The sequence below is a fragment of the Marivirga arenosa genome, from assembly GCF_030503895.2.
GTDB classification, from domain to species: domain Bacteria; phylum Bacteroidota; class Bacteroidia; order Cytophagales; family Cyclobacteriaceae; genus Marivirga; species Marivirga arenosa.
Map to the genome: position 1 here is coordinate 2,850,113 of NZ_CP129970.2, position 13,013 is coordinate 2,863,125.

The following is a 13,013-nucleotide window of genomic DNA, read 5'->3' on the forward strand; positions in this document are numbered from 1 at the left end:
GTATGAGAAAGAATTACGCGGCAATATTAATTTTATTTTTCAGCATAGCAGCTGCTTTTTCTCCAAAGAGCACATATGCTCAATTAAGCATTAATGCTTCTGTAACCCAAAATGTAAGTTGTTTTGATGGAGGCGATGGCGAAATAACTTTAAATATAACTTCAGGAACCGCACCTTTTACAGTAGAATTTTCATTGACGGATGGATTTTCAGATGTTCCTATTGCAACAATTTCAGGTACAACTGATACAAATATTGTTCTTAATGATGCAATTTCAACTTCTGATGGTTCTGTTACTTATCAACCACCTTTTCCAGGCTTTGGTATTAGAGCTAATGATAATCCAACTTTGGTTTCAGGTTTAGGTCCTGGATATACATATAAAATCAGAGTAACTTCTGCAATTGCTGATGCACCATTCCGTATTAGGGAAGTTTCAAATCTTAATATTACTGAGCCAACGCAATTAGTCGCTAGTGTAAATACTGTTACAGATGATTGTGATAATCTTGGGAGTGGATCCATAGATATAGATGTTTCAGGCGGGACACCTGATGGAGGAGGTAATTATTTCTATTCATGGAGCAATGCAGCCACAACACAAGATATTTCTGGATTATCTCCAGGATCATACGATGTTACAATCACTGATGATAATGGTTGTACCACTACTATCACAGGAATTACGGTTGACCCGGGACCAAACTCAGGAGTAGCCTTAGCACCAGTAACAGAATGTAATACAACTTCGAGTTTTGATTTATTCAGTTTATTAGACGGCAGTCAAGATGGAGGCGGAAGCTGGGCACAGGCGACTGGTACTACAGCGGTTACGGTAGACGGTTTAACCGGAGAGGTAGATTTCAGTGGCGCGGTAGCGGATAGTTATACCTTTGAGTATACGGTAACCGGAGCTGGGGCATGTTTAGATGCGGTAACCACGGTACAAGTAGATATAGTAGAAGGCCCGAATTCAGGGGTAGCGCAACCTGCAGCGGATGTATGTAATACGACTTCGAGTTTTGATTTATTCAGTTTATTAGATGGCAGTCAAGATGCAGGCGGAAGCTGGGCACAGGCGACTGGTACTACAGCGGTTACGGTAACAGCCTTAACTGGAGATGTGGATTTCAGCGGAGCGGCAGCGGATGTTTATACTTTTGAATATACAGTAAGCGGAACGGCACCATGTGTGGATGCAGTAACGACCGTAACGGTCAATGTATCAGAGGATGCCAACTCAGGAGTAGCCTTAGCACCAGTAACAGAATGTAATACGACTTCGAGTTTTGATTTATTCAGTTTATTAGACGGCAGCCAAGATGCAGGCGGAAGCTGGGCACAGGCGACTGGTACTACAGCGGTTACAGTAGACGGTTTAACCGGAGAGGTAGATTTCAGTGGCGCGGTAGCGGATAGTTATACCTTTGAGTATACGGTAACCGGAGCTGGGGCATGTTTAGATGCGGTAACCACGGTACAAGTAGATATAGTAGAAGGCCCGAATTCAGGGGTAGCGCAACCTGCAGCGGATGTATGTAATACGACTTCAAGTTTTGATTTATTCAGTTTATTAGATGGCAGCCAAGATGGAGGCGGAAGCTGGGCGCAGGCGACTGGTACTACAGCGGTTACGGTAACAGCCTTAACTGGAGATGTAGATTTCAGCGGAGCGGCAGCGGATGTTTATACTTTTGAATATACAGTAAGCGGAACGGCACCATGTGTGGATGCAGTAACGACCGTAACGGTCAATGTATCAGAGGATGCCAACTCAGGAGTAGCCTTAGCACCAGTAACAGAATGTAATACGACTTCGAGTTTTGATTTATTCAGTTTATTAGACGGCAGTCAAGATGGAGGCGGAAGCTGGGCACAGGCGACTGGTACTACAGCGGTTACGGTAGACGGTTTAACCGGAGATGTAGATTTCAGTGGCGCGGTAGCGGATAGTTATACCTTTGAGTATACAGTAACCGGAGCTGGGGCATGTTTAGATGCGGTAACCACGGTACAAGTAGATATAGTAGAAGGCCCGAATTCAGGGGTAGCGCAACCTGCAGCGGATGTATGTAATACGACTTCGAGTTTTGATTTATTCAGTTTATTAGATGGCAGCCAAGATGGAGGCGGAAGCTGGGCGCAGGCGACTGGTACTACAGCGGTTACGGTAACAGCCTTAACTGGAGATGTAGATTTCAGCGGAGCGGCAGCGGATGTTTATACTTTTGAATATACAGTAAGCGGAACGGCACCATGTGTGGATGCAGTAACGACCGTAACGGTCAATGTATCAGAGGATGCCAACTCAGGAGTAGCCTTAGCACCAGTAACAGAATGTAATACGACTTCGAGTTTTGATTTATTCAGTTTATTAGACGGCAGCCAAGATGGAGGCGGAAGCTGGGCACAGGCGACTGGTACTACAGCGGTTACGGTAGACGGTTTAACCGGAGATGTAGATTTCAGTGGCGCGGTAGCGGATAGTTATACCTTTGAGTATACGGTAACCGGAGCTGGGGCATGTTTAGATGCGGTAACCACGGTACAAGTAGATATAGTAGAAGGCCCGAATTCAGGGGTAGCGCAACCTGCAGCGGATGTATGTAATACGACTTCAAGTTTTGATTTATTCAGTTTATTGGATGGCAGTCAAGATGGAGGCGGAAGCTGGGCACAGGCGACTGGCACGACAGCGGTGACGGTAACAGCCTTAACCGGAGATGTAGATTTCAGCGGAGCGGTAGCAGACGTTTATACGTTTGAGTATACAGTAAGTGGCACGGCACCATGTGTGGATGCAGTAACGACCGTAACGGTCAATGTATCAGAGGATGCCAACTCAGGAGTAGCCTTAGCACCAGTAACAGAATGTAATACGACTTCGAGTTTTGATTTATTCAGTTTATTAGACGGCAGCCAAGATGGAGGCGGAAGCTGGGCACAGGCGACTGGTACTACAGCGGTTACAGTAGACGGTTTAACCGGAGAGGTAGATTTCAGTGGCGCGGTAGCGGATAGTTATACCTTTGAGTATACGGTAACCGGAGCTGGGGCATGTTTAGATGCGGTAACCACGGTACAAGTAGATATAGTAGAAGGCCCGAATTCAGGGGTAGCGCAACCTGCAGCGGATGTATGTAATACGACTTCAAGTTTTGATTTATTCAGTTTATTAGACGGCAGTCAAGATGGAGGCGGAAGCTGGGCACAGGCGACTGGTACTACAGCGGTGACGGTAACAGCCTTAACTGGAGATGTAGATTTCAGCGGAGCGGTAGCGGATGTTTATACTTTTGAGTATACAGTAAGCGGAACGGCACCATGTGTGGATGCAGTAACGACCGTAACGGTCAATGTATCAGAGGATGCCAACTCAGGAGTAGCCTTAGCACCAGTAACAGAATGTAATACGACTTCGAGTTTTGATTTATTCAGTTTATTAGACGGCAGCCAAGATGGAGGCGGAAGCTGGGCACAGGCGACTGGTACTACAGCGGTTACAGTAGACGGTTTAACCGGAGAGGTAGATTTCAGTGGCGCGGTAGCGGATAGTTATACCTTTGAGTATACGGTAACCGGAGCTGGGGCATGTTTAGATGCGGTAACCACGGTACAAGTAGATATAGTAGAAGGCCCGAATTCAGGGGTAGCGCAACCTGCAGCGGATGTATGTAATACGACTTCAAGTTTTGATTTATTCAGTTTATTAGATGGCAGCCAAGATGCAGGCGGAAGCTGGGCACAGGCGACTGGTACTACAGCGGTTACGGTAACAGCCTTAACTGGAGATGTAGATTTCAGCGGAGCGGTAGCGGATGTTTATACTTTTGAGTATACAGTAAGCGGAACGGCACCATGTGTGGATGCAGTAACGACCGTAACGGTCAATGTATCAGAGGATGCCAACTCAGGAGTAGCCTTAGCACCAGTAACAGAATGTAATACGACTTCGAGTTTTGATTTATTCAGTTTATTAGACGGCAGCCAAGATGGAGGCGGAAGCTGGGCACAGGCGACTGGTACTACAGCGGTTACAGTAGACGGTTTAACCGGAGAGGTAGATTTCAGTGGCGCGGTAGCGGATAGTTATACCTTTGAGTATACGGTAACCGGAGCTGGGGCATGTTTAGATGCGGTAACCACGGTACAAGTAGATATAGTAGAAGGCCCGAATTCAGGGGTAGCGCAACCTGCAGCGGATGTATGTAATACGACTTCAAGTTTTGATTTATTCAGTTTATTAGATGGCAGCCAAGATGGAGGCGGAAGCTGGGCGCAGGCGACTGGTACTACAGCGGTTACGGTAACAGCCTTAACTGGAGATGTAGATTTCAGCGGAGCGGCAGCGGATGTTTATACTTTTGAATATACAGTAAGCGGAACGGCACCATGTGTGGATGCAGTAACGACCGTAACGGTCAATGTATCAGAGGATGCCAACTCAGGAGTAGCCTTAGCACCAGTAACAGAATGTAATACGACTTCGAGTTTTGATTTATTCAGTTTATTAGACGGCAGTCAAGATGGAGGCGGAAGCTGGGCACAGGCGACTGGTACTACAGCGGTTACGGTAGACGGTTTAACCGGAGATGTAGATTTCAGTGGCGCGGTAGCGGATAGTTATACCTTTGAGTATACAGTAACCGGAGCTGGGGCATGTTTAGATGCGGTAACCACGGTACAAGTAGATATAGTAGAAGGCCCGAATTCAGGGGTAGCGCAACCTGCAGCGGATGTATGTAATACGACTTCGAGTTTTGATTTATTCAGTTTATTAGATGGCAGCCAAGATGGAGGCGGAAGCTGGGCGCAGGCGACTGGTACTACAGCGGTTACGGTAACAGCCTTAACTGGAGATGTAGATTTCAGCGGAGCGGCAGCGGATGTTTATACTTTTGAATATACAGTAAGCGGAACGGCACCATGTGTGGATGCAGTAACGACCGTAACGGTCAATGTATCAGAGGATGCCAACTCAGGAGTAGCCTTAGCACCAGTAACAGAATGTAATACGACTTCGAGTTTTGATTTATTCAGTTTATTAGACGGCAGCCAAGATGGAGGCGGAAGCTGGGCACAGGCGACTGGTACTACAGCGGTTACGGTAGACGGTTTAACCGGAGATGTAGATTTCAGTGGCGCGGTAGCGGATAGTTATACCTTTGAGTATACGGTAACCGGAGCTGGGGCATGTTTAGATGCGGTAACCACGGTACAAGTAGATATAGTAGAAGGCCCGAATTCAGGGGTAGCGCAACCTGCAGCGGATGTATGTAATACGACTTCAAGTTTTGATTTATTCAGTTTATTGGATGGCAGTCAAGATGGAGGCGGAAGCTGGGCACAGGCGACTGGCACGACAGCGGTGACGGTAACAGCCTTAACCGGAGATGTAGATTTCAGCGGAGCGGTAGCAGACGTTTATACGTTTGAGTATACAGTAAGTGGCACGGCACCATGTGTGGATGCCGTAACGACAGTAACGGTGAATGTATCAGAGGATGCCAACTCAGGAGTAGCCTTAGCTCCAGTAACAGAATGTAATACGACTTCAAGTTTTGATTTATTCAGTTTATTAGACGGCAGTCAAGATGCAGGCGGAAGCTGGGCACAGGCGACTGGTACTACAGCGGTGACGGTAGACGGCCTAACTGGAGAAGTAGATTTCAGTGGAGCGGTAGCGGATACTTATACCTTTGACTATACAGTAACAGGAGCAGGCGCCTGTTTAGATGCGGTAACCACCGTACAAGTAGATATAGTAGAAGGCCCGAATTCAGGGGTAGCGCAACCGGCAGCAGATGTATGTAATACGACTTCAAGTTTTGATTTATTCAGTTTATTGGATGGCAGTCAAGATGGAGGCGGAAGCTGGGCACAGGCGACTGGCACGACAGCGGTGACGGTAACAGCCTTAACCGGAGATGTAGATTTCAGCGGAGCGGTAGCAGACGTTTATACGTTTGAGTATACAGTAAGTGGTACGGCACCATGTGTGGATGCCGTAACGACAGTAACGGTGAATGTATCAGAGGATGCCAACTCAGGAGTAGCCTTAGCTCCAGTAACAGAATGTAATACGACTTCAAGTTTTGATTTATTCAGTTTATTAGACGGCAGCCAGGATGGAGGCGGAAGCTGGGCACAGGCGACTGGTACTACAGCGGTGACGGTAGACGGCCTAACTGGAGAAGTAGATTTCAGTGGAGCGGTAGCGGATACTTATACCTTTGACTATACAGTAACAGGAGCAGGCGCCTGTTTAGATGCGGTAACCACCGTACAAGTAGATATAGTAGAAGGCCCGAATTCAGGGGTAGCGCAACCGGCAGCAGATGTATGTAATACGACTTCAAGTTTTGATTTATTCAGTTTATTAGACGGCAGCCAGGATGGAGGCGGAAGCTGGGCACAGGCGACTGGCACGACAGCGGTGACGGTAACAGCCTTAACCGGAGATGTAGATTTCAGCGGAGCGGTAGCAGACGTTTATACGTTTGAGTATACAGTAAGTGGCACGGCACCATGTGTGGATGCCGTAACGACAGTAACGGTGAATGTATCAGAATCAGCACCAAACTCAGGAGTAGCCTTAGCTCCAGTAACAGAATGTAATACGACTTCAAGTTTTGATTTATTCAGTTTATTAGACGGCAGCCAGGATGCAGGCGGAAGCTGGTCACAGGCGACTGGTACTACAGCGGTGACGGTAGACGGCCTAACTGGAGAAGTAGATTTCAGTGGAGCGGTAGCGGATACTTATACCTTTGAATATGCTGTTAACAATGCTTGTGGACCTGGATCAATAACCACCGTACAAGTAGATATAGTAGAAGGTCCGAATTCAGGGGTAGCGCAACCGGCAGCAGATGTATGTAATACGACTTCAAGTTTTGATTTATTCAGTTTATTAGACGGCAGCCAGGATGGAGGCGGAAGCTGGGCACAGGCGACTGGCACGACAGCGGTGACGGTAACAGCCTTAACCGGAGATGTAGATTTCAGCGGAGCGGTAGCAGACGTTTATACGTTTGAGTATACAGTAAGTGGCACGGCACCATGTGTGGATGCCGTAACGACAGTAACGGTCAATGTTAGCGAACCACTAAGTGCAGGAACATTTAATAGTTCACCTGCTGCAAATTTAACATCTATTAACAGTCCTTTTGATTTATTTACTCTATTGGATGACGAGGATGCTGGAGGAAGTTGGTCTCAAATAAGTGGATTAACAAGCGTGACGGTTGACGGTGTAACAGGGAATGTAGATTTCAGTGGAGCGGCAACTGGTACTTATGAATTCACTTATACAGTTAATACTACTGTAGGAGTGTGTTCTGGTTCTACAGATTCTGAAACAGTTGTAATAAATTTCTTAAATTTTGAATGCGAAGACACTAAATTCTCATTTATTACAGAAGATGCAACTTGTTCAGGTGTTCAAGACGGTTTAGTATTCTTATTTCTTCAAAATGTAAGTAATGCACCGAATTTACAAGCAGTAATTAATACTACTGATACTTTATCATTTGCAAACCCAGGTAATGGAGGATTAGTAGAGTTAGATACTACTTTCTTCTCGGGAAGTTATGATATCACTTTGTATGACCCATTAACAGGTTGTGATAGCGCTAAATCTGTATTGGTTGGTCAAAAACAATCTATAACTCCATTAGTCAATACTTCTGATGCAACCTGTGATAACCCAGTTGGACAGATTCAAGTAACGATAGATGGAACATTTGACTTTGTATTATTAGATTCAACAGATACGCAGATTGAAACGAATACAACAGGATTGTTTACTGATTTAGCTCCGGCTAAATATGGTATTGCATTTAATAATACTGGAGGATGTCAGGTTGATACTGTTAAGAACATTATAATAAATGAACCTACTCAGGTTTCTAATAGTGCTCTTGATTTAACAGTAGTAGAACCAAGTTGTAATACAACAACTGCTCAAATCTTAATCAATTTTGAGTTAGAAGGGGAGTATTTCTATCAAATTTTGGATACCGCTGGAATAGTTATTGACTCCATAACAACTGACTCTGGAGAATGGACATTAGAGTTGGATACACTAGGTCTGTTTGAATTAGTAGTTACTAATATTGATAATCCTGGAGTATGTGAGCCAAATAGTAGAAACTTTAATATCGAAAGATCTGGAGGATTTACTGCCACTGTCGTAGATAAAACTGATGTGGTTTGCTTTGGTGATAATACTGGTTCAGTTACGATTGAATTGGATGGTATTGGAAGTGGTTTTTATTCGTTAGATGGATTTATTTGGAATGAATTTATATCTGGAGAACCAATCACAGGTTTAACAGCACAAAGAAGTATTCTTGTGAGTGATCAAGGAGGTACTTCAGAATGTGAACAATCCATAACTATCGATATTCAACATCTAAGTCAACCTATTGAATTTGTAGGTAATGCAAATATTACTTTGGTAACTCAAGCGAGTTGTACAACAGCAGAAGAAGTTGGAGTAATTAAAGTACCTGAGGTTACAGGTGGGGTGGCGCCTTATGTATATTCAATTGATGGTGACGTAGTTGAATTAGATGGCGAAAGAAATATTTCAGGATTGGCAAGGAACGCTAATGAATTGACTATTACGGATAACACGGGTTGTTCTGAAACATTTGATATTAGATCAATTGTTTCTCCGAATGAGATCAGAGCGGAAGTTGTTGAAATAAATCCTACTAATAATTGTGTGGATGATCCTGAAGGAATTTCAGTAACCATTGATCAAGCTACAATTGATAATGTTCCTGGCCCATATAACTTAATATTAAATAAAGTAAATGATACTACCACTTCAGAATATGTGTTAAATATCAATACAAATGGAAGTAGAGAATTTATCATTTCTCAATTTGATTTAGATAATAATATTCCATTCGAGAAGGGGGCAAGATATCGTTGGACAATAAGAGCGACTGATGATGATCAAGCTTGTTCAGCAGATAATTTTGTAACCATAAATGGTGGCGCCATTATCCCTACTTTTGATATTCAATCGAATGATGTAGCTTGTTTCCAAGAGTCTGGTTCAATTGAAATATCAAATATTGTGGCTGACGAAACTATTCCATTGAATATTGAAGTGTATGAAGGGAATGATGTTGATCCGGCTCAAACTTTTACGTTGAATTCAATTCCTGAAAGCAGAATGTTCTTGATAGATCAAAGTATCTACGGAATGATTGCAAGAGGAGATTATATAATTAAATTGACTCAGCAGCCTGACAATTGTAATAGTGTAATTGAGTCTGATAATGCAGCGATCTTTATTGATGCACCAGTAAATCAATTGAATGTAGAGCTTGTACCTGAACCAAACTTGCCTCCAGGTATAGAAAGGGAAAGATCGGATATGAATCCTATGCCTACTACAAGGCCAGATCAAGCGAATGGTTCAATCAGTATTAGGTTAGTTGAGCCTACTTCAGGCGCAAATGGATACTCTGCTCAGATATTCTTATTAACTCCATTAGGTGGTAATAACAGTGCGGATTATATTTTACCCGAAGAGCCAATAGAATTCGGTTCTGATCAAACTATTACTTTCGATAACCTATTACCAGGTGTTTATGAAATCGAGTATTATGATTCATTCGGATGTGGTACTGACGGTAGTAAACTAGTATTTGACGGAGAAGGTTCTTCTGATATCACAGTTGATTTCGACAGAAGTCCATTTATCCCGAACGTATTTACGCCTAACAATGATGGTAAGAATGATTTCTTTAGAATCTTGAATTTACCAGATAATGGTGCTGAATTAGTTGTAACAAACAGAAATGGTACTATCGTGTATAGAGATAGTAATTATAGAAATAGTAATCTTTGGGATGGTGGAGATAACCCAGATGGAGTTTATTTCTATCAATTAACCGTAGATGGTAATACTCAAAGTGGATGGGTTGAAATCATAAGAGGTCGAAGATAATTTCTCAATAAAATTTTCAGTAGAAATGCCAAGCTTAAGCAAGCTTGGCATTTTTTATTTAAGCTCTTCTGCAGTTTTTAGATAATGTATTTTAAGTCTGATCGTTTGATGAGCATGAAATTTTATCTAACTCTCATCTTACTTTTAATTAGCACGAACCTATTAGGACAGAAATATGGATCCGCTTTAGGGGGCAGAATAGGAGAGGGTCAATATGGAATAAGCTTAAAGCAGAAAGTCTACAATAAGATTAGTGCAGAGGCGATTACTGAGTTTAAAGCAAACTCTTACCAGTTCTCCATCTTACCAAAATACCATATTCCAGTTTTGGGAAAAGGCCTTAATTTATTCATTGGATTAGGTATACATTATGGAAATGAAAAAGAATTGGGCCCCTACTATGGCTATGATTTAATAGGAGGATTGGAATTAAAATTACCTACACTACCTATTACAATTTCTACAGATGTAAAACCTTCTTATCATATTAACCATACAGACTGGTTTGATTTTTCAGCCGCAGTTTCAATCCATTATGTATTAAGTAAAGAAACAAAACAGAAAAGGCAGAAAGCTAGAAAAAAGAGAAATAGACGTAAGCTCAGACAAGAAAGGAGAGAGGAACGAAGAGAAAACAGAAATCAGTGGCTAAATGGTTTTTCTGATTCAAAAAATTGAAAAATTAATTTAATATTTTCTTGTTATTATTAATTAATTCAATGTACTTTGAAATACAAAGTAAAATAATGGATCAGGAAAAATATATTCAGGACATAAAAGAGATTAAAGAAATGATGGATCGATCTGGTCGATTTGTTTCTTTAAGTGGAATATCTGGTGTTGTCGCAGGTGTGATAGCTTTAATTTCTGCTTATATAGCTTATGAGCTAATATATGTAGAAAGCAGCTTTTATAGCTATAAAATGATCAGCTACTCAAATTATACAATTCAAAATATTTTAACTCTTGCCTTTATAACGATAGTATTAGCTGTCACTTCTGTTATATTTTTAACTCATAAAACCAGTAAAAAGAAGAATCAGAAATTATGGAATAAACACTCTAAATTACTCTTAATTAATTTAGCTATTCCTTTATTTACTGGCGGCATTGTATGCATTATTTTAATGACAAATGGCTTCATAGGAATCATAGCGCCACTTACTTTGATCTTTTATGGATTAGCCTTAGTAAATGCGGGTAAATATACTTTAGATGATATAAGAAGCTTAGGTATTGCTCAGATATTACTAGGCCTAATTGGTTTGTATTTTATAGGATATGGACTGCTTCTGTGGGCTCTTGGCTTTGGAGTTTTACATATTGTGTATGGAATTAGAATGCGCTTGAAGTACGGATCGTGAAAAAGATATTAGATAAACTTGATAAAGCATTCGAAAATAAAGTGCGACTTGGTATTATGTCGGCTTTAATGGTAAATGATAAAGTTGATTTTAACTCATTAAAGGAGTTGTTGGGGGTTACGGATGGGAACTTAGCGAGTCATTTGAAAAATTTAGAAAAGAAAAATTATATACTATATGAAAAGGAATTTATAGAAAGAAAGCCAAGTACAAGCTACAAAGCTACTGAACAAGGAAAAAGTGCTTTTAAGGCTCACATTAATGCAATTGAAAATTTACTAAAATAATATTTTTTTAACCTATTACTTTGAAATACAAAGTACTCTTAAAAATATAAACTATGCAAAATGAAAACACATTATTCGACAAAATGACAAACTGGTTGAAAAATTCAGTTATGTTAAAACTTCTAACGATTACAATTTTAATGTTGCTTTTATTAATTCCAACCGCAATGATTCAAGATGTAATTCGTGAAAGACAGGCTTTACAAACAGAAGCCATAAATGAAGTCAGTGCTAAATGGGCGAATAGTCAGCAGGTAAATGGTCCTGTATTGGTAATTCCACTTTTATATGAATTTAAGGAAGATGATAAATTAGTTGAAACTACAGTTTATCATTATGTTTTACCTAAAGATTTAAATATTAAAGGTGTTTTAAATCCTCAGAAGTTAAGACGTGGAATATATGAAGTAGTAGTTTATGATTCCAAAATTGATGTCAAGGGTTCTTTTGGCTTTGATTTAAATATTGATGAAAATCATCTTAAAGAAATTCAATATAATAAAGCCTTTTTAACTATTGGGTTTTCTGATTTAAGGGGGATTGGAAATAACATTAAATTTAAATGGGGAGACAAAATTCTTAAAGTAGAATCTGGCAGTAAAATTCCTGAATTGATTAATTCTGGAATTACCATGTATCCTCAAAATCTAGATACATCTAATACCATCAATTTTAATTTTTCCGTTGATTTGCAAGGAAGTCAAGATTTAACCTTTATTCCATTAGGTTCAACTACTGAAGTATCTTTAAAATCAGAATGGAGTTCCCCAAGCTTTACGGGTAATTTCTTACCAAAAGAAAGAGAGCTGAATGAAAATGGCTTTAATGCAAAATGGAATGTATTAGAGTTAAATAGAAATTATCCTCAAAGTTGGTCCAACAGAAATATGTTGAGCAAAATGGAAGCCTCTTCATTTGGTGTTAACCTTTTAAATGAAGTGGATGATTATAAGAAATCAGAACGTTCTGCCAAATATGCGGTAATGACGATTGCATTAACTTTTCTAGTTTTCTTTTTAGTAGAGGTTATTAATAAGAAAAAGATTCACCCATTTCAATATATTTTGGTAGGCCTTGCACTTAGTTTGTTTTACATTCTTCTCGTATCCATTTCAGAACATTCAAATTTCGATTTAGCATATATTATATCTACATTCAGTATAGTCGGAATGATCTCTTTTTATGCACTTTATATCATCAAAGCTCCTAAAATGGTTACTATTTTGGTAATAACGCTAATTGCTATCTACGGATTTGTATATGTTACTTTACAACTTGCGGATTATTCTTTATTAATTGGAAGTATAGGATTGGCTTTAATTTTAGCTTTAACTATGTATTTTACAAGAAAAATTGACTGGTATAATATTCAGTCTTCAAAAGAAGAATAG

General features: G+C 40.7%; 5 protein-coding genes. All 5 read left to right on the plus strand.

Going from position 1 to position 13,013, the window contains the following annotated elements; all coding sequences use genetic code 11:
* The first annotated feature begins 2 nt into the window (after window positions 1-2).
* The 5 genes from QYS48_RS12475 (at window position 3) to creD (ending at window position 13,013) form a co-directional block, all read left to right on the plus strand.
* On the plus strand, window positions 3-9,971 hold the full coding sequence (locus tag QYS48_RS12475) for a gliding motility-associated C-terminal domain-containing protein (RefSeq protein WP_308356188.1): 9,969 nt from the start codon (window positions 3-5) through the stop codon (window positions 9,969-9,971).
* 114 nt (window positions 9,972-10,085) lie between these two features.
* Window positions 10,086-10,649 (plus strand): hypothetical protein, encoded by a 564-nt coding sequence (locus tag QYS48_RS12480; protein ID WP_308356189.1) that lies wholly within the window; start codon window positions 10,086-10,088, stop codon window positions 10,647-10,649.
* 68 nt (window positions 10,650-10,717) lie between these two features.
* Complete coding sequence (locus QYS48_RS12485; RefSeq protein ID WP_308356190.1) at window positions 10,718-11,335, plus strand: hypothetical protein; 618 nt, start codon at window positions 10,718-10,720, stop codon at window positions 11,333-11,335.
* Window positions 11,332-11,622 carry a transcriptional regulator gene (locus QYS48_RS12490; protein ID WP_302101448.1) on the plus strand — a complete coding sequence of 97 codons (291 nt, stop codon included), beginning with the start codon at window positions 11,332-11,334 and terminating at the stop codon, window positions 11,620-11,622. Before QYS48_RS12485 ends, QYS48_RS12490 begins: the two co-directional genes overlap by 4 nt.
* Before the next feature lie 53 nt (window positions 11,623-11,675).
* Entirely contained in the window at window positions 11,676-13,013 is a 1,338-nt protein-coding gene (gene creD, locus QYS48_RS12495) for a cell envelope integrity protein CreD (RefSeq protein WP_308356191.1), read from the plus strand.

Coding starts and splice junctions, on each gene's coding strand:
- QYS48_RS12475 (WP_308356188.1), top strand. CDS start 3: ATGAGAAAGAATTACGCGGCAATATTAATTTTATTTTTCAGCATAGCA.
- QYS48_RS12480 (WP_308356189.1), top strand. CDS start 10,086: ATGAAATTTTATCTAACTCTCATCTTACTTTTAATTAGCACGAACCTA.
- QYS48_RS12485 (WP_308356190.1), top strand. CDS start 10,718: ATGGATCAGGAAAAATATATTCAGGACATAAAAGAGATTAAAGAAATG.
- creD (WP_308356191.1), top strand. CDS start 11,676: ATGCAAAATGAAAACACATTATTCGACAAAATGACAAACTGGTTGAAA.